This is a genomic window from Kitasatospora sp. DSM 101779 (assembly GCF_025655475.1).
In the GTDB taxonomy this organism is placed as follows: Bacteria; Actinomycetota; Actinomycetes; order Streptomycetales; family Streptomycetaceae; genus Kitasatospora.
The window spans coordinates 6,714,404-6,731,695 of sequence record NZ_JAHTIK010000001.1 but is presented as its reverse complement, the minus strand read 5'-3'; the positions used below and the strand labels follow the sequence as shown (position 1 = coordinate 6,731,695).

Sequence of the window (17,292 nt, the reverse complement as noted above, 5' to 3'; positions counted from 1 at the left end):
CTTCCCGATGTGAGGCTGACCAAGGGCACCGACATCGCGCTGCGCATCGCCATGCGGCTGGCCGTGCTGGACGAGGCGTCCAACCCGACCACCCGCGAGGTCGCGGCGGCGATGGAGGTTCCCTACACCCACGCGGCCAAGGTGGTGAGCAGGCTTCAGCACCTCGGGGTGGTGGAGGCCCGCCGGGGCCGCAGCGGCGGTCTGGCGCTCACTCCGGCCGGCCGCACCGGTTCGCTCGGCGCCCTGCTGCGCGAACTGGAGGGGATCGGCGACGTGGTGGGCTGCGAGGACGACCCGCCATGTCCGCTCCGGTCGTCCTGTCGGCTGCGCGGGGCACTCCGCCAGGCGCAGGAGGCGTTCTTCGCGGTACTCGATCCGCTGTCGGTCGAGGATCTGGTCGCCTCTCCGACCGGCCCGGTCCTCCTGGGCCTCTCCGTCCGCCCGCCGGACTGATCCGCCCCACCGGACACCCCGCCGTTCCCTGTCCCGCAAAATACGAAGATCAAATACCTATTAAGGAGCCGTCCATGCTGTCCCCGCAGAGCGCCCCGGTCGTCGAAGCCACCCTGCCGGTCGTCGGCGCCGCCGTCGGCGACATCACCGCCCGCTTCTACGAGCGACTGTTCGAGGCCCACCCCGAGCTGCTGCGCGACCTGTTCAACCGCGGCAACCAGGCCAACGGCACTCAGCGGCAGGCACTGGCCGGCTCCATCGCGGCGTTCGCCACCGCGCTGGTCGCCCACCCCGAGCAGCGGCCGGACGCGATGCTCGCCCGGATCGCCCACAAGCACGCCTCGCTGGGCGTCGCACCGGAGCAGTACCCGGTGGTCCACGAGCACCTGTTCGCGGCGATCGTCGAGGTGCTCGGCGAGGCGGTGACCCCGGAGGTGGCGGCGGCCTGGGACGAGGTGTACTGGCTGATGGCGAACGCGCTGATCGCGCTGGAGAAGGGCCTCTACACCGGGGCCGGCACCGACCCCCAGGCGCTGTGGCGCCCTTACACCGTGGTCGCGCGGCTGCTGGAGACCGATGACGTGGCGACCTTCCTGGTGCGGCCGGCCGACGGCGGCGCGCTGCCGGAGACCACCCCGGGCCAGTACGTCTCGGTCCAGGTCGAACTGCCGGACGGCGCGCACCAGATCCGCCAGTACAGCCTCTCGGGGCAGCCGGACGGCGCCCTGCAGTTCTCGGTGAAGCGGGTGGCGGGCACCCCGAACGGTGAGGTCTCCAACCACCTGCACGCGCACGTCGGGCCGGGCGCGACCCTGCTGCTGAGCCCGCCGTTCGGCGACGTGACGCTGGCCGAGGGCGACGGCCCGGTGCTGCTGGCCTCCGCGGGCATCGGCTGCACCCCGATGATCGGGATGCTCTCGCACCTGGCGGCCACCGGCAGCACCCGGCGGGTGATCTCGGTGCACGGCGACCGCGACCAGCTGGCCCACGCCTTCCGCGCCGACCTGCAGCAGCTCACCGCCAAGCTGGCCGGCGCCGAGGCGCACGTCTTCTACGAGCAGCCGGCCGGCGAGTGGCCCGCCGAGCGCACCGGCCTGGTCGACCTCGCCGGCGTCGAGATCCCGGCCGGCACCACCGCCTACCTCTGCGGCCCGCTGCCCTTCCTGCGCTCGGTGCGCGGGCAGCTGATCACGGCGGGTGTCCGCCCGGCCGACATCCACTACGAGGTCTTCGGCCCCGACCTGTGGCTGGGCGCGGACGCCTGACGCCCCCTCACCCCCGCAGGTCCTCACCCCCGCGGGCCGGCACCCCTCCAGCAGGGGTGCCGGCCCGCGGCGCACCGGCCTCGCGGCCGGCCGGCCTCAGGACTGCGCGGCGGGCTCGGCGACCGCGTCCCGCTGCGCGTCCCGGGCCGGCCCGGCATGCTCGGCACGGCCGGGCACGGCGAGGGTGACCAGGGCGGCGAGGACGGCGGTGCCCAGGCCGATCGCCAGACCCGTCCGGAAGCCGTTCTCGGAGGGCAGTACGGCCGGACCCATCGTCACCGTCATGTGTGAGAGCACCACACCGACCACCGCGGCCGAGGTGGAGGTGCCGATCGACCGCATCAGGCTGTTGAGGCCGTTGGCGGCGGCGGTCTCCGAGGCGGGCACGGCCGACATGATCAGCGCGGGCATCGCGGCATAGGCGAAGGCCACGCCGGCGCCGATCACGCAGGAGAAGAGCACCATGCCCCAGACGTGGCCGGTCAGGCCGAGCGAGAGCGCGTAGCCGGCCGCAATGACCAGGGAGCCGATCAGCAGTGAGACCTTGGGGCCGCGGGCCGCCGAGATCCGTGCGGAGAACGGCGAGACGGCCATCATCACCAAACCGGACGGGGCCATGCACAGGCCGGCGACCACCATCGAGCGGCCGAGGCCGTACCCGGTCCGTTCGGGCAGCTGCAGCAGCTGGGGGACGATCAGCGACATCGCGTACATCGCGAAGCCGATCACCACCGAGGCCAGATTGGTCATCAGCACCTGGCGGCGGACGGTGGTGCGCAGGTCGACCAGCGGGCTGCCGGTGCGCAGTTCCCACCCGCCCCACAGCAGCAGCACCGCGGCGGCGGCGCCGAACAGGCCGAGGGTGGTGCCACTCGCCCAGCCCCAGTCGCCGCCCTTGGAGACGGCGAGCAGCAGGCAGAGCAGTCCGGCGGAGAGGCCGACGGCGCCGACCAGGTCGAAGCGGCCGCCGGCACGCACCGGCGACTCCGGCACGAAGGTCATGACCAGGGCGATCACCACCGCGCCGATCGCGGCGGACGCCCAGAACAGCACGTGCCAGTCGGCGTGCTGGGCGACGACGGCGGCCAGCGGCAGGCCGAGTGCGCCGCCGATGCCGAGCGAGGAGCTGACCAGGGCCATCGCCGGGCCCATCCGCTGCGGCGGCAGTTCGTCCCGCATGATGCTGATGCCGAGCGGGATGACGGCGGCGGCGCAGCCCTGCAGGGCGCGGCCGACGACCATCGGGACGAGGCCGCCGGCCAGCGCCGGGACGAGCGACCCGATCACCATCAGGGCGAGGCTGACGAGCAGGACGCGGCGCTTGCCGTACATGTCGCCGAGCCGGCCGAGCACGGGGGTGGCGAGGGCGCCGGCGAGCAGGGTGGCGGTGATCGCCCAGGATGCGTTGGCGGATGTGGTGCCCAGCAGTTCCGGCAGGTCCGGGATGAGCGGGACGACGAGCGTGTTCATGAGCGACACGGCGATGCCGGCGCCGGCGAGGACGCCGATGATCGCGCCGCCGGTGCGTGCGGGGGGAGCTGTGCTCACGGGGGACTCCAAGTCACGGGGTGCGATATGCATCGTACACACGATATGCATGATGCACATAGGATTGACTGGAACCCGACGATCACCGACGGCGGAGCGACGAGGAGGACGTTGTGCACGAGGAGCTCGGCGACCTCGAACGCGAACTGATGCTGATCGGACGCCACCAGGCGATGGGCTCGCTGCGCGCCGACCCCGGAGGCCGGCTGGAGCGCAGCGCGTACACCCTGCTCAGCCGGATCGAGGCCGAGGGCCCGATGACCATCGGTCAGCTCGCCGAGGCCTTCAACCTGGACACCTCCACGGTCAACCGGCAGACCGCCGCGATGCTCCGTCAGAACCTGGTCGAACGCATCCCGGACCCGGCCGGCGGCATCGCCCGCAAACTGCGCATCACGGAGGAGGGCCTGCGCCGGCTGCACCACGACCGCGAATGGTCGCTCAACGGCCTGGCCTCCGTGCTGGCGGACTGGCCGCAGGACGAGGTCGCCGCCCTCGCCCACCTGCTCACCCGTCTCAACCGCAGCATCGAGGCCAAGGAGGGCCGCAGCTGGCCCCGCCCCGACACCCCGGGACGGGCCGACCGATAGGCTCACCGGGCATGGACAACGCCACCGCCCTCTGGTCCTTCGCCGTGCTGGTCGGCCTTCTGACGCTCACCCCCGGCCTCGACACCGCCCTCATCCTGCGCACCGCCGTCCTCGGCCGCCGCCGCCGCGCCTGGGGCGTCGTCCTCGGCATCCAGACCGGCACCCTCGTCTGGGGCGTGCTCGCCTCCGCCGGCGCCACCGCCGTGCTGACCGCCTCCCACCTCGCCTACGAGCTGCTGCGCTGGGCCGGTGCGGCCTATCTGCTGTGGATGGGCGGACGCATGATCCGCGAATCCTGGCGGCGCGAGCCCGCCGGGCACTCCGCGACCGAGTCCGAGCCCGCGGACGCCGCCGAGCGCGACGGCTTCGGCCCCGGCTGGCGGCGCGGGGCACTCACCAACCTGCTGAATCCCAAGGTCGGCGTCTTCTACATGGCACTGCTGCCGCAGTTCATCCCGCCGGGCGCCCCGCACCTGGCCTTCGGCACGCTGCTCACCTGCGAGCACATCGTGCTGGGCACACTCTGGTCCGCCGTCCTGGTGGGCTTCGCCCGGGTCGTCCGCCGTTGGCTCGCCGGGCCGACCGCGAAGCGCGTCCTCGACCGGATCACCGGCGGCGTGGTCGCCCTCTTCGGCCTGAGGCTCGCCCTCGGCGACTGAGGCACCGCGCCTCAGTGCAACCGGCTCCGCCAGTCCGCGGGCACCCTCTCGGACGGGCCGGGCGATGGCTGCGCGTCCGGCCGGGAGAGCGGCGGCGCCAGCGCCGGACCGGTGTAGTACTCGCCGGTCTCGGTGTTCCAGAACCAGTCCTCGCCCGGCTCGAAGCTGGTGATGAACGGGTGCCCGCTCTCCCGGGCGTGCCGGGTGGCGTGCTGGGACGGCGAGGAGTCGCAGCACCCGATGTGCCCGCACTCGGCGCACCGCCGCAGGTGCAGCCACCAGCCGGCGTCCTGCCCGGCGAGGCACTCGACGCATCCCTGACCGCTCGGCACCGCCGACGGATCGATCCCGGCAATCCGCTGCTCCGCCATGCCGCAGCCTCCTTCGCATCGCCCTCCCCGCGCCTTTGACCGTACGCCCGCCGCCCCGCTCCCGCAGGGGAGCGGGGCGGGCGGCCTGCGGGGACCTCCCCGCCTGTCAGTGGCGTCTGGTGGGATGGGGCGGGCGGATACGAGGAGGGCATGGAGTGGACGGGCAGGCGGGGTGGCGCTGCACCGGGTTGCACTGGCAGGACGGGCGCCCGGTGCTCGGGGCGGTGCGCGGGGGCCGGCTCCGCGAGCGGGTGGTCGCGGCGGGGCAGCAGGTGAGCTGGCGGTTGCACGGTCCGCGGTACTGCTCGGGGCCGTGGCTGGCCGGCGAGGCGGACCGGCGGCCCTGCCCGCACCGGGCGGAGATCGGCCCGGACGGCGGCGCGGTGCTCTGCCCGCCGTGCCAGGCGGTGGACCGCGGGCTGGCGCTCGCGCGGGACAGGATCCTCGACGACGGCCGCACGTACCTGCTCTACCTGGCCTGGTTCGGCGGCGACCTGGCCAAGGTCGGGCTGACGGCGGAGCAGCGCGGCCGGGCCAGGCTGCAGGAGCAGGGTGCCCCGGTGTTCACCGTGGTGGCCCGCGGCCCGCTGCCGGCGGTGCGCCGGGCGGAGCTGACGGTGTCCGGGGCGGGGCTGGCACGGGAGCGGTTCGGCGTGCGGGCGAAGGCGGAGCAGTGGTGGCACCTGCCCGGCCCGGCGGAGCGGGCGCAGCGGGTGGCCGAGTTGCGGGCGGCGGTGGTCGGGCTGCTCGCCGGGCATCCGGTGGAGTTGTTCCCGTCGGGCGAGGTGGTGGACCAGGTCGGGCTGTTCGGGCTGACGGACGGTCCGCCGCGGGTGTACCGCGAGGTGGTGGCGGTGACGGACGGTGCGACGGTGGGCGGGACGCTGCGGGCGCCGATCGGGCGCCAGCTGTTCCTGGAGCAGCCGGACGGCGGCGAGCCGCTGCTGCTGGACGCCCGGCGGCTGACGGGCTGGGGGCTGTCCGCGGCGCCGTCCGGGCCGTGCAGTGGGGTGGAGGTGCGCGCGCACCGGCGCCCGCCGGCCCCTGACGCCCAGCCGGCGCTGTTCTGAGGGATCCCGTCCCTTCCGGCCCCCGGGTGGGGGGCGGATCCCGGCGAAGCCCTTGCAGGGTTGCTACCCGTCGGTAATCCTTGCTGACATTCCGTCCAGCAGAGGAGCGCCCCGCATGCCCGCCGAGGTCACTTTCGCCCTGCCCTCCCCGTACGGCCCGCGCACCGCGACGGTGCGCTACCACCGCGAGGGCTCCGGCAGCCCGCTCCTGCTGCTGCACGGCATCGGCCACCACTGGCAGGCCTGGGGGCCGGTGCTGTCCGCGCTGACCGCGCGGCACGACGTGATCGCCGTCGACCTGCCGGGCTTCGGCAGCTCGCCCGCCCTCCCGGAGGGCGTGCCGTACGACCTGGAGGCGGCCGTCCCGACCGTCGGCGCGTTCTGCGCCGCGCTCGGCGTCGAGCGCCCGCACGTGGCGGGGAACTCGCTCGGCGGACTGCTCGCCCTCGGCCTCGGCCGCGCCGGCCTGGCCCGCTCGGTCACCGCCCTCTCCCCCGCCGGCTTCTGGACGGAGCCGGAGCGGCGCTACGCCTTCGCGGTGCTCACGGGCATGCGCCTCGGCGCCCGGACACTGCCGCAGCCCGCAGTCGAGCGACTGGCGCGGTCCGCCGCCGGCCGCGCCCTGCTGGTCAGCAGCATCTACGCCCGGCCGGGCCGGCGTTCGCCCGAGGGCGCGATCGGCGAGACCAGGGCGCTGCGGGAGGCCGCGGGTTTCGCGCCGACACTGGCCGCGGGCCGCCGGGTCCGCTTCACCGGGGACGTGCCGGGCGTGCCGGTCACCATCGCCTGGGGCAGCCGGGACCGCCTGCTCGTCCGCCGGCAGGGCGTCCGGGCGCTGCGCGAGATCCCCGGCGCCCGTCTGGTGCGGCTGCCCGGCTGCGGGCACGTGCCGATGAGCGACGATCCGGCGCTGGTCGGCCGGGTGATCCTCGACGGCTGCGCGGCTGCGGCCTGAGGCCCGGGCCGGCACCGGCGGCGGCCCGGTGGCACACCCGGCCGCGGGGGTGGCAGAGATCACGCTCTGCTACGGGGCACCTACGGTGGCGTAGGTCACTTCAGAGGGTGAAACATCGGCACCATGTCTGATCCGATGGAGACCTTTGACCCCACTTCCTACGTCGCCCTCGGCGACAGCTTCACCGAGGGCCTGAACGACCCCGGCCCCGACGGCCGCTACGCCGGGTGGGCCGACCGCCTCGCCGGGATGCTCGCCGACCGCCGGCCGGACGGCGACTTCCGGTACGCCAACCTCGCCGTCCGCGGCCGCCTGCTCGACCAGATCGCCGCCGAGCAGGTGCCCGAGGTCCGGCGGATCGCGCCGGACCTGGTGACCTTCTGCGCCGGCGGCAACGACATCCTGCGTCCGGGCAGCGACCCGGACGAGGTCGCCGAGCGGTTCGAGTCGGCCGTCCTGCAGCTCCGCGAGAGCGCCGGCACCGTGCTGGTCTGCACCGGCTTCGACACCCGCACCGTGCCGGTGCTGCGCCACCTGCGAGGCAAGATCGCCACGTACAACGGCCACATGCGGGCGATCGCCGACCGCAACGGCTGCGCGGTCGCCGACCTGTGGTCGCTGCGCTCGGTGCACGACCGCCGGGCCTGGAGCGAGGACCGGCTGCACCTCTCGCCCGAGGGCCACCAGCGGGTCGCCCTGCTGGCCGCCCGCTCGCTCGGGCTGCCGACCGAGCAGGACCCGGAGGCGCCCTGGCCGGACCGCCCCGAGCCCACCCCGGCCGAGCAGCGCCGCGAGAACCTGCAGTGGGCCCGGACGTACCTGATCCCGTGGGTCGGCCGGCGGCTGCGCGGCGAGTCCTCGGGCGACCATGTCGAGGCCAAGCGCCCCGAGCTGCTGCCGCTCTGAGCACCCGGAGCCCGGCCGGCGCCCCCGCCCGGGGGCGCCGGCCCCGGTTTCCCTCCGCCCGCGTCCGGCATACCGTCGGTCGTGACGGGACCGCCCGCGCACAGGAGGCACCGCCATGGCCGACAGCTTCGCCGTCGACGTGACCCGCATCAGCCGCGAGGCGCTGCGCACGATGGCCGCCGAGCCCGACACCGCGCCGCACCTGGACGAGGAGCGGGCGATCAGCGTGCTCAACGACGTGATCGCCACGGAGGTGGTCGGCTGGCTCCGCTACACCCGGGACGCCCTGGCCGCCGCCGGCGGCGACCCCGAGGCCGCCCGGGCGGCCGCCCTGCTGACCGCACAGGCCGACCAGGGCATGCGGCACGCCGTCGCGGTCGCCGAGCGGATCACCGTACTCGGCGGGCGGCCCAACTTCGACCCGGACACCCTCGCCCAGCGGGCCCACACCGACTACTCGGTGCCCGCGGACGCCGCACTCACGGCCACCCTCGACCGCAATCTGCGGGCCGAGCGGATCGTCCTCGCGACGTACCGGGAGATCGCGGACTGGTTCGGCGACCGCGACCCCGACAGCCGCGACCTGCTGCACGCACTGGCCGCCGACGTGCGGCGCAACGCCGAGGCGCTGGAGGACCTGCTCCGCACCCGCGCCAGCTGACCCGCCCCCGCGGCGTTCCCGCCCCGCGGCCCCGACCCACCCGCGCGGCCCCGACCCGCCCCGCCGCCGAGCCCGGGGGCTCAGGACTCGTACCGCTCGACCTCCTCGATGCTGCGCACCGCGGCGAGATCGGGATCGTCTCCCGCGTCGACCCGTGCCCGACGCTGCCGGAGCAGGTCCCAGCACTGGTCGAGCTCCGCCTCCAGCTCGCGCAGTCGCTCCCGCTCGCTGGCCGGGTCGATCCGTCCTTCGGCCAGCATCGTCCGCAGCTCGCGCTCGGCCGCGACCATCTCACCGATCCGGTCCAGGATCCGCCGGTCGGTGCCGCCACTCGGTTGCTCGTCCACCGGGACACCTCCTCGCTCCCCAGCCTAGGAACGGCCGGTGTGCGGCGCGACCCGGCACCCGTTCGGCGGAGCAGCGGCTTGACAGGGCGTCAGACGCCGATCAGGATGGCGCTTGCTGGAAATGACTTTCACTTTCATAAGCTGAGGAGCACCACATGTCCCTGAACGTCCCCGCCGCCCTGCTGGAGAAGGCCGAGCACGGCGAGGTGGAGGAGGCGGAGTTCGTCGAGACCGTCCGCACCTCCCTGCCGTACGCCTACCGCACGGTCGCCGAGCTCAGCGGCGAACTGCAGGACTCGCCCGCCGAGTTCGCCGACAACACCACCGCGCCGACGGACGAGGAGCGCGGGCAGCTGCTGCGCGCCATGGCCAGCGACGCCATCCGCGGCAGCCTGGAGCGGCACTTCGGTGTGAAGATCGCCTTCCAGAACTGCCACCGGGTCGCGGTCTTCCGCCCCGGCACCGAGCGGACCGAGGCGTACGCCCGGTTCACCTCGGCACGGGCGCAGCTGCTCAACCAGGTGCCCGGCCTGCGCAGCTGTTGACCACCGCGGTCGGCGGCGCCGGCCGCGCCCGGTCAGCCTCCCGTGCGCAGCGGGTCGGCCGGGTCGCGGCCGGCGAGGCCGAGCAGTCTGGTCTGCGCGTCGGCGTCCTTGGGCACCGGCACGGCCGGGCCGAACACCCCGGAGGAGGAGAGGTCCTCGCCGTACTTCCCGAGCTCGGCGAGGGCGAACTCGGCGGCCTCCCGGTCCATCGCGAGGTCCGCTCCGACCCCGACCGCGAGGTCCCAGGCGTGGATGATCGCGTCGACCGTCATCTCCCGGCAGTAGCCGGCCGCGGGGCGCCTGCCGTACGACAGCTGGACGGTCCGCTCGAGTGCGCCGGGGTCCTCGAAGGCGGCGCGGGACGCCTCGGCGGCGGCCGTCCAGGCCGCGACCGGGTCGTCGCCGAGCACATCGCCGTCGAAGCGGTCGCCGACCTCCGCGACGGTGCGGCCCGCCAGCAGCGGCGGCGCCCAGAGGTGCTCGGAGGTCAGGTGGCCGACCAGGTCGCGGACGGTCCAGTCGGCGCAGGGCGTCGGCGCCGCCCAGGAGTCGTGGGCGGCGGCCCTGCGCACGTGCCGGCCGAAGGTGTCCTGGGCGTCGGCGAACAGCTTCAGCACGGCTTCCGGTTGTTCTGCCATGTCTCCACCCTTCACCCGATCGGACGGTGCGGCACCCTGGAGGAACCGACCGGCCGCCCCGGACGTCGCCCGGTCCATGGACCGCTCCCACCCCGAACGACCCCGGATCGACCGGTTCCCCCTCGAGGCGGACGGCGAGCAGCTCGCCGCCGTCGCGCTCGCGCCCGCCGACCCGGTCGGTCTCACCGCCGTCGCCCTCCACGGCGCGGGAGACAGCGACAGCGCCCGCCTGCTGCCACTGCTGGGCGACCTGGCCGCCCGGGGGTGCCGCGCCCTCGCCCTGGACTTCTCCGGCCACGGCGCGAGTTCCGGACGGCTCGCGGAACTGTCGCTGGAGCGCCGGCTGCGGCAGGCCGCCGCCCTGATCGACCGGCACGCCGGCGGCGGGGGGCTGGTGCTGGTCGGGTTCAGCATGAGCGGGCAGACGGTGGCCGATCTGACGGCACGGTACGGGCCCCGGGTACGGGCCGTCGGGCTCTGCGCCCCGGCCGTGTACGCGCGGGAGGCCTGGCCGGTGCCGTTCGGCGCGGGATTCACCGGGATCGTCCGACGGCCCGGCAGCTGGCGGGACTCGGCGGCGCTGCCCGCACTGCGGGCCTTCGGCGGGCGGTCGGTGCTGGTGGTGCCCGGCCGTGACGGGGTGATCCCGGCCGAGGTGACCGCGGAGGTCGGGCGGGCGCTGACCGCGCGTTCCGAGCACACCCGGCTGGAGCTGCCGGACGCCGTCCACCGGCTCGGCCGCTGGTTCGGCGAACACCCGTCGCCGCGGCAACGGTTCGTCGCCGCGCTGCTCCGCGGGGCCGGGCACCCGGCATGATGGCCTCCTCACCGCCGCCCGCGCAGGAGGTCCCGCCGTGCCCAGCAGTCCGGTCCGCGTCACCGTGATCGGCGAGTGCGTCGCCGACGCCTTCACCGATGCCGCCCTGAGCGGGCCCGGCGAGCTGGCGCTGCGGGTGCACCCTGGCGGTGGGCCGGCCAACACGGCGGTGGCGCTGGCCCGGCTGGGCACGCCGGTGGCCTTCCGGGCGCGGCTGGCGGACGACGTATTCGGGCGGCTGTTCCGCGCGCAGCTGGCCGGCTCGGGGGTCGACCTGTCGGGCTGTGTGGCGGCGGCGGAGCCGAGCACCCTGGCGGTCGCGGAGCTGGACGGCGAGGGCCGGGCGAGCTTCTCGTTCCATGCCGAGGGCACGGCGGACTGGCAGTGGACGGAGGCCGAGTTGGCGGCGGTCCCGCCGGCCGGACCGGTCTGTGTGCACACCGGCTCGCTGGCGCTGGTGCGGGACCCGGGCGGTCCCGCGATCGAGGCGTACCTGGCCCGGGCCGCGGCGGGTGCGACGGTGTCGATCGACCCCAACGTCCGTCCGCTGCTGGTCGATCCGGCGGTCTACCGCGAACGGCTGCCACGCTGGTGCGCGCTGGCGGACGTCCTGCGGCTGAGCGTGGACGACGTCGGGCACCTCTACCCGGAGAGCGTGGTCGAGGAGGTCTGCGACCGGTTCCACGAGGACGGTGTGCCGCTGGTGGTGGTGACGCTCGGCCCGCAGGGCGCGCTGGCCTCGCTGAATGGGGAGCGGATCGCGGTACCGGCCCGGCGGGTGGAGGTGGTGGACACCGTCGGCGCGGGGGACGCGTTCACGGCCGGTCTGCTGCACCGGCTGGACGCGCAGGGTCTGCTGGGCGGGCGGCTGGACGGGGTCACGGTGCCCGCGGTGGCCGAGGCGTGCCGCTTCGCGGCCGGGGTGGCGGCGCTGACCTGTGCGGTGGCCGGCCCCAACCCGCCCTGGGCGGACCGGCTCTGACCGGCCGCCGGCCGCCGCCGGAGTCTCCGGGCGGGGCGGCCGGTGCTACTCGGCCGGCGCCTTCTCGCGCAGCACCTCGACGAAGGCACGCATCCAGGCCGGGTGGTCGGGCCAGGCGCGGGCGGACACCACCACGCCGTCGACCACGGCCTCGCCGTCGACGAAGTCGGCGCCGCCCGCCGCGACGTCCGGCTCCAGCGCCGGGTAGGCGGCGGTGGTGCGGCCGTTGAGGGTGCCGCCGACCAGGGTGATCAGCGGGCCGTGGCAGATCTGCGCGACCGGCTTGTCCTCCTGGAAGAAGTGCGCGGCGATGCGCTGCACGTCGGCGTTGTTGCGCAGGTACTCGGGGGCGCGGCCGCCGGGGATCACCAGCGCGACGTAGTCGGCCGGGTCCACGTCGGCGACGGCGACGTCGGCGGGCCAGGTGTAGCCGGGCTTCTCCGTGTAGGTGTCGAAGCCGTCGACGAAGTCGTGCACCACGAACTGCAGCGTCTTCTTGGCGGGCGCGGCGATGTGCACCTCGTACCCCTCCTCGCGCAGCCGCTGGTAGGGGTAGAACACCTCCAGCGACTCCGCCGCGTCACCGGTGACGATCAGGATCTTGGCTGCCATGTCCGGCGGTACCGTCCTTCCTCCGCCCACCCTGTGTGAGCCCCGACACACACTGCCGCCTGGCGGACCGTCGGGCAATGCGGCGCGCGAGGCACGGACGGCACGCGCCCGGCGCGCCGGTGTGCGCCCCCCTGCGCGCCCCACGGCGGGTCGGCGGGTGCCCGGCCGGGCGGACGCGCTCCGCGAGCGGCCGGTCACCGGAGGGCCTAGCGTGCAGATGAGTCGCGTCCCCTGCCTGGAGGTAGCCATGCAGTGCTCGCAGATCGTGGGCTCCAGCACCGTCGCCAACCTGCGTGATCTCGGTGGCATCGTGCTGCCCGGCGGCCGCCGGATCCGTGCCGGGCTGGCCTTCCGCTCCGGCCAGCTCGACCGCCTGGACATCCCCTCCGACCCCGTCTTCGCCGCCCTCGGCGTACGCACCGTCGTGGACCTGCGCACCGAGCGGGAACGCGCCGCCCGCCCCGACCGGGTGCCGGGCGGGGCGCACCTGCTGGTCGCCGATGTGATGGCGGACCCGGCGGGCACCGGCACCGCCGCCCGGCTGGCCGCCGCCTTCGCCGACCCGGCGCTCGCCAACCGGGAGTTCCGCGGCGGCCGGGCGGCGCGGGCGCTGGCCGCGGACTACCGCTCGTTCGTGACGGCCGAGTCGGCCCGCCAGTCGTACCGCCAGCTGCTGACGGCGCTCGCGCACCGGGACGGCGGCCCGGTGCTCTTCCACTGCACCGCGGGCAAGGACCGCACCGGCTGGGGGGCGGCGCTCGTCCTGCTGCTGCTCGGCGCGGACGACCGGACGGTCGTCGCCGAGTACCTGTCGGTGGGCGCGGCGGTGCAGGCCGCGTTCGCCCCGCTGATCGAGGAGTTCGCCGCCGCGGGCGGCGACCCGGAGATCGCGGACGCGGTGTTCGGCGCGCACCCCGCGTACCTCGCCGCGGCCCGACAGGCGGTCGAGGACGGCTGGGGCGACGTCGAGAGCTACGCCCGGGCCGGGCTCGGCATCAAGGACGAGACCCTCGGCCATCTGCGGGAGCGGCTCACCGCCTGAGCGCGCAGGACGCCGGCCCTCAGGCGGCCGTCCAGGCGAGCAGCTCCTCGACCGGGCGCGTGTTGACGATCCGCTCCGGGTCGAGCCCCGCGTCGGCCGCGCGGGCGCAGCCGTACTGCTGCCAGTCGAGCTGGCCGGGGGCGTGCGCGTCGCTGTCGATCGCGAAGACGCAGCCGGCGTCGATCGCGAGCCGCAGCAGCCGGGTCGGCGGGTCTCGGCGATCGGGGCGGCAGTTGATCTCGACCGCGGTGCCGGACTCGGCGCAGGCCGCGAAGACCGCCTCGGCGTCGAACTGCGACTCCGGGCGGGTACGGCCGCCGACCAGTCGTCCGGTGCAGTGGCCGAGGACGTCGACCAGCGGGTTGCGGACGGCGGCGAGCAGGCGGCGGGTCATCGGGGCGCGATCCATCCGCAGTCTGGAGTGGACGGAGGCGACGACCAGGTCGAGTTCGGCCAGCAGGTCCTCGTCCTGGTCCAGTGAGCCGTCGTCGAGGATGTCGCACTCGATGCCGGTGAGCAGCCGGAAGGGCGCGAGCTCGCGGTTGAGGCCGGCGACCACGTCGAGCTGCTCGCGCAGCCGTTCCGCGGTGAGGCCGCGGGCGACGGTGAGGCGGGGCGAGTGGTCGGTGAGGACGGCCCAGGCGTGGCCGAGGTCGCGGGCGGTGCGGGCCATGGTCCCGATCGGGCTGCCGCCGTCGGACCAGTCGGAGTGCAGGTGGCAGTCGCCCTTCAGGGCGGCGCGCAACGCGTCGGCGCCCTCGGCGAGCGGACCGGCGCGCTCCTCGAGTTCGGCGAGGTAGCCGGGGACGCGTCCGGCCGAGGCCTCGGCGATCACCTGGGCGGTCTTCGGGCCGACGCCGGGCAGGCGGGCGGCTCGGGCGGCGTCGACCGGGCCTGCGGGCAGGGCCCGGGCGGCCTCGGCCGCCGTGCGGAAGGCCTTCACCCGGTACGGGGAGGCGTCCTCGCGCTCCAGCAGGAAGGCGATGCGTTCCAAGGCCGCGACTGGCTCCATGGGGCCAGTGTCGCCAAAGCCTGGCCGGCCCGCGCGCGACCCCTTGTTGACATGTCGTCTAACTGGTTCACTGCTCCCGTCGGTGCACCCGATCCCCCACGCCCCCGACCCCACCGGAGCCGACCGATGCGCGACACCGCCCCCGCCCCGCACGCCGACCGCCGGGAACAGAACGCCGCCCGGCTGCTGCGCGCCTCCGCCCGCCACTCCTACGACCCGCTGACCGAGATCGACTGGGACGCGCCGATCGACCCGGACCACTTCGCCCTGCCGCCGCACCGGGTCACCCTCTACGGCACCCCGCTGTGGGAGACCCTGACGCCGCGGCAGCAGGCCCGTCTGAGCGTGCACCAGCTGGCCTCGGCGACCGCGGCCGGCATCTGGTTCGAGCTGGTGCTGATGGAGGGCCTGATCCGGCACGTCTACGAGGGCGACCTGACCACCCGGCACGCGCAGTACGCGCTGACCGAGGTCGCCGACGAGTGCCGGCACTCCACCATGTTCGCGCGGTACATCGCCGCCACCGGCTACCCGTCGGCCCGGCCCTCGGCCAAGGCGCACCGGCGCGGCAAGTTGCACTTCCTGCTGAACGACACCGCGATCACCTTCGCCGGAGCGATCTTCGTGGAGGAGTTCACCGACGCGATGCAGCGGGAGATGGTCCGCGACGAGTCGCTGCAGCCGCTGGCCCGGGCGGTCGCCCGGATCCACGTCGTCGAGGAGGCCCGGCACATCGGCTACGCCAAGCCCGAGCTGGAGCGGATCTGGGCACGGATGGGTCCGGCCCGCCGGGCGGTCTTCCGGCGCGGCCTGCTGGTGCTGGCCCGGCTCGCGGTGGCGGAGCTCGTCCACCCGCGGGTGTACGCCCTCTCCGGCCTGGACGTCCGCGAGGCGGAGCGCACCGCCGCGGCCAACGAGCACTGGCGGGCGGCCCGCGTCGAGTGGGCCCGCAAGGCGCTCGCGTTCTTCACCGACCTCGGCATCGTCGACCACCGGACGGCACCGCGGTGGCGCCGCGCCGGCCTGCTCGACTGAGCCCCGCCACCCCGCCCCCGCCCGGCCCGGAGCACGGCGCCGCCGGCCACCGCGCCGAGGCCGTGGGTGACGGCGGAGGCGGCGATGAGCAGCTGCCGCACGCCGGTCCGCACCGCGCTGCGGACCGGGCCGAGGCCGACGGCGGCGCCGGAACCCCGAGGCGCACGGCCGGTCGCGGTGCGGGGTGCCGCGGCCACGGCGGGTGGCCCGTGCGCGGCGGGGGTGCACGAGGTGCCGGGTGCGGCGCAGGATCGAAGGATGAGCGGCGATCGGGCGGCACTGACGATCCGGATGGGCACCCCGCGGGCGCGCTGGGTGCTCCTGGCGACGGTCCTCGGCTCCGGCATGGCGATGCTGGACGGCACGGTGGTGAACGTGGCCCTGCCACGGATCGGCGAGGACCTCGACGCCTCGCTGGCCGCCCTGCAGTGGACGGTCAACTCCTACCTGCTGACCCTCGCGGCGCTGATCCTGCTGGGCGGCTCGCTGGGCGACCGGTACGGGCGGCGGCGGGTCTTCCTGATCGGGGTGGCCTGGTTCGCGGCGGCGTCGGCGATCTGCGCGGCGGCCCCGACGATCGAGGTGCTGATCGCGGCGCGGGCGCTGCAGGGCATCGGCGGGGCACTGCTGACACCGGGTTCGCTGGCCATGCTGCAGGCGGTGTTCCACCCGGACGACCGGGGCGCGGCGGTGGGCGCCTGGTCCGGGCTGGGCGGGGTCGCGGCGGCGGTGGGCCCGTTCCTCGGCGGATGGCTGGTCGACGGCCCTGGCTGGCGCTGGATCTTCCTGATCAACGTGCCGGTCGCGGTGGTGGTGATCGCGGTGTCCGCCCGCCACGTGCCGGAGACCCGCGATCCCGACCGTTCGGGGCGGTTCGACGTCCTGGGCGCGGTGCTCGCCGCACTGGCACTCGCCGGGGTGACGTACGCGCTGACCGAGACGGGCAGCTCGTTCGCGCCGGTCGCGGGCCTGCTGGGAGTGCTGTTCGGGGTGGCCTTCGTGCTGGTGGAGCGGCGCACCGAACAGCCGATGCTGCCGCTGGAGCTCTTCTCGTCCCGGCTGTTCACCTCGGTGAACCTGGTGACTGTGTGCGTGTACGGCGCGTTCAGCGGCGTCTTCCTGCTGCTGACCGTGCAACTGCAGGTGGTGTCGGGGTTCAGCCCGCTGACGGCAGGGGTGGCGCTGGTGCCGATCACCGTGCTGATGCTGGCCTTCTCCAGCCGCGCGGGCCGGCTCGGCCGGGCGGTCGGGCCGCGGCTGCCGCTCTTCCTCGGGCCGGTGATCTGCGCGGCCGGTGTGCTGCTGATGCTGCGGATCGGCCCGGACGCCTCGTACTGGACGGACGTACTGCCCGCGGTGACGGTGCTCGGCTGCGGAATGACACTGCTGGTGGCACCGCTGACGGCGACCGTGCTCGCGGCGGTCGACGTACGGCGGGCCGGGATCGCGAGCGGGGTCAACAACGCGGCGGCCCGCGCCGCGGGCCTGCTGGCGGTGGCGGCGCTGCCCGCACTGGCCGGACTCAGCGGCAACGCCTACCGGGTGCCGGCCGCGGTGGACGACGCCTTCGAAACGGCGATGCTGATCTGCGCCGGACTGCTCGCGGCGGGCGGACTGCTGGCCCTGGCGACCGTGCGCGGCGACGCCCTGGAACCCGAACGGGAGATCGCCGAACCGAACTGCGGCTGGCGCTGCGACACCACCACCCCGCCGATCGACCCGGGCCACCCCGCCAGACGCACCGAACCGTGAAGGCGAACGAGGAGCCACAACAGGGGCACGCG

Annotated in this window: 20 protein-coding genes; 14 read left to right on the top strand and 6 right to left on the bottom strand. The window is 75.1% G+C overall.

What is annotated here, in order from left to right; translation table 11 throughout:
• Positions 1 to 9: 9 nt before the first annotated feature.
• Both KSNIM_RS30645 and KSNIM_RS30640 read left to right on the top strand, forming a co-directional pair.
• A complete protein-coding gene (locus tag KSNIM_RS30645) occupies positions 10 to 453 on the top strand; it encodes an RrF2 family transcriptional regulator (protein WP_263106374.1) in 444 nt (147 codons plus the stop codon).
• Positions 454 to 527: 74 nt separating this feature from the next.
• Positions 528 to 1,718 (top strand): globin domain-containing protein, encoded by a 1,191-nt coding sequence (locus KSNIM_RS30640; RefSeq protein WP_263106373.1) that lies wholly within the window; start codon positions 528 to 530, stop codon positions 1,716 to 1,718.
• A gap of 96 nt (positions 1,719 to 1,814) precedes the next feature.
• Here the strand turns inward: KSNIM_RS30640 and KSNIM_RS30635 are convergent, their stop codons facing one another.
• Positions 1,815 to 3,299 carry an MFS transporter gene (locus KSNIM_RS30635; RefSeq protein ID WP_263106372.1) on the bottom strand — a complete coding sequence of 495 codons (1,485 nt, stop codon included), beginning with the start codon at positions 3,297 to 3,299 and terminating at the stop codon, positions 1,815 to 1,817.
• Positions 3,300 to 3,415: 116 nt separating this feature from the next.
• On the opposite strand from KSNIM_RS30635, the gene KSNIM_RS30630 reads away from it, so the two are divergent.
• On the top strand, positions 3,416 to 3,856 hold the full coding sequence (locus tag KSNIM_RS30630) for a MarR family winged helix-turn-helix transcriptional regulator (RefSeq protein WP_263108182.1): 441 nt from the start codon (positions 3,416 to 3,418) through the stop codon (positions 3,854 to 3,856).
• Positions 3,857 to 3,867: 11 nt separating this feature from the next.
• Positions 3,868 to 4,515 (top strand): LysE family translocator, encoded by a 648-nt coding sequence (locus KSNIM_RS30625; RefSeq protein WP_263106371.1) that lies wholly within the window; start codon positions 3,868 to 3,870, stop codon positions 4,513 to 4,515.
• 11 nt (positions 4,516 to 4,526) lie between these two features.
• Here the strand turns inward: KSNIM_RS30625 and KSNIM_RS30620 are convergent, their stop codons facing one another.
• Complete coding sequence (locus tag KSNIM_RS30620) at positions 4,527 to 4,886, bottom strand: UBP-type zinc finger domain-containing protein (RefSeq protein WP_263106370.1); 360 nt, start codon at positions 4,884 to 4,886, stop codon at positions 4,527 to 4,529.
• A gap of 155 nt (positions 4,887 to 5,041) precedes the next feature.
• Here KSNIM_RS30620 and KSNIM_RS30615 point away from each other — a divergent pair, with 155 nt between their 5' ends.
• The 4 genes from KSNIM_RS30615 to KSNIM_RS30600 all read left to right on the top strand — a co-directional run bounded on the left by KSNIM_RS30615 (position 5,042) and on the right by KSNIM_RS30600 (position 8,478).
• Positions 5,042 to 5,956 carry a DUF2797 domain-containing protein gene (locus KSNIM_RS30615; RefSeq protein ID WP_263106369.1) on the top strand — a complete coding sequence of 305 codons (915 nt, stop codon included), beginning with the start codon at positions 5,042 to 5,044 and terminating at the stop codon, positions 5,954 to 5,956.
• Between the two features lie 115 nt (positions 5,957 to 6,071).
• Positions 6,072 to 6,911, top strand: coding sequence for an alpha/beta fold hydrolase (locus KSNIM_RS30610; RefSeq protein ID WP_263106368.1), 840 nt, complete (start codon positions 6,072 to 6,074; stop codon positions 6,909 to 6,911).
• Between the two features lie 123 nt (positions 6,912 to 7,034).
• On the top strand, positions 7,035 to 7,817 hold the full coding sequence (locus tag KSNIM_RS30605; RefSeq protein WP_263106367.1) for an SGNH/GDSL hydrolase family protein: 783 nt from the start codon (positions 7,035 to 7,037) through the stop codon (positions 7,815 to 7,817).
• Between the two features lie 115 nt (positions 7,818 to 7,932).
• A complete protein-coding gene (locus KSNIM_RS30600; RefSeq protein WP_263106366.1) occupies positions 7,933 to 8,478 on the top strand; it encodes a ferritin-like domain-containing protein in 546 nt (181 codons plus the stop codon).
• Positions 8,479 to 8,558: 80 nt separating this feature from the next.
• Here the strand turns inward: KSNIM_RS30600 and KSNIM_RS30595 are convergent, their stop codons facing one another.
• Positions 8,559 to 8,825 carry a DUF2630 family protein gene (locus KSNIM_RS30595; protein WP_263106365.1) on the bottom strand — a complete coding sequence of 89 codons (267 nt, stop codon included), beginning with the start codon at positions 8,823 to 8,825 and terminating at the stop codon, positions 8,559 to 8,561.
• A 155-nt stretch (positions 8,826 to 8,980) separates the two neighbouring features.
• On the opposite strand from KSNIM_RS30595, the gene KSNIM_RS30590 reads away from it, so the two are divergent.
• Positions 8,981 to 9,370 (top strand): SCO5389 family protein, encoded by a 390-nt coding sequence (locus KSNIM_RS30590; RefSeq protein WP_263106364.1) that lies wholly within the window; start codon positions 8,981 to 8,983, stop codon positions 9,368 to 9,370.
• 32 nt (positions 9,371 to 9,402) lie between these two features.
• Here KSNIM_RS30590 and KSNIM_RS30585 read toward each other — a convergent pair whose 3' ends face one another.
• Complete coding sequence (locus tag KSNIM_RS30585) at positions 9,403 to 10,008, bottom strand: TIGR03086 family metal-binding protein (protein ID WP_263106363.1); 606 nt, start codon at positions 10,006 to 10,008, stop codon at positions 9,403 to 9,405.
• A 76-nt stretch (positions 10,009 to 10,084) separates the two neighbouring features.
• On the opposite strand from KSNIM_RS30585, the gene KSNIM_RS30580 reads away from it, so the two are divergent.
• Both KSNIM_RS30580 and KSNIM_RS30575 read left to right on the top strand, forming a co-directional pair.
• Positions 10,085 to 10,825: an alpha/beta hydrolase gene (locus tag KSNIM_RS30580; protein WP_263106361.1), complete on the top strand. Its 741-nt coding sequence runs from the start codon at positions 10,085 to 10,087 to the stop codon at positions 10,823 to 10,825.
• 37 nt (positions 10,826 to 10,862) lie between these two features.
• A complete protein-coding gene (locus KSNIM_RS30575; RefSeq protein ID WP_263106360.1) occupies positions 10,863 to 11,807 on the top strand; it encodes a carbohydrate kinase family protein in 945 nt (314 codons plus the stop codon).
• 45 nt (positions 11,808 to 11,852) lie between these two features.
• Here the strand turns inward: KSNIM_RS30575 and KSNIM_RS30570 are convergent, their stop codons facing one another.
• Entirely contained in the window at positions 11,853 to 12,419 is a 567-nt protein-coding gene (locus tag KSNIM_RS30570; protein ID WP_263106359.1) for a DJ-1/PfpI family protein, read from the bottom strand.
• Between the two features lie 217 nt (positions 12,420 to 12,636).
• Between KSNIM_RS30570 and KSNIM_RS30565 the strand changes: the two genes are divergently transcribed.
• Positions 12,637 to 13,461, top strand: coding sequence for a tyrosine-protein phosphatase (locus KSNIM_RS30565; protein WP_263106358.1), 825 nt, complete (start codon positions 12,637 to 12,639; stop codon positions 13,459 to 13,461).
• A 19-nt stretch (positions 13,462 to 13,480) separates the two neighbouring features.
• Here KSNIM_RS30565 and KSNIM_RS30560 read toward each other — a convergent pair whose 3' ends face one another.
• A complete protein-coding gene (locus KSNIM_RS30560; RefSeq protein WP_263106357.1) occupies positions 13,481 to 14,473 on the bottom strand; it encodes a PHP domain-containing protein in 993 nt (330 codons plus the stop codon).
• Between the two features lie 126 nt (positions 14,474 to 14,599).
• On the opposite strand from KSNIM_RS30560, the gene KSNIM_RS30555 reads away from it, so the two are divergent.
• Positions 14,600 to 15,508, top strand: coding sequence for an AurF N-oxygenase family protein (locus KSNIM_RS30555; protein ID WP_263106355.1), 909 nt, complete (start codon positions 14,600 to 14,602; stop codon positions 15,506 to 15,508).
• A gap of 258 nt (positions 15,509 to 15,766) precedes the next feature.
• The gene (locus KSNIM_RS30550) at positions 15,767 to 17,260 is read left to right on the top strand and encodes an MFS transporter (protein WP_263106354.1); all 1,494 of its coding nucleotides are present in this window, start codon (positions 15,767 to 15,769) and stop codon (positions 17,258 to 17,260) included.
• Positions 17,261 to 17,292: the final 32 nt, after the last annotated feature.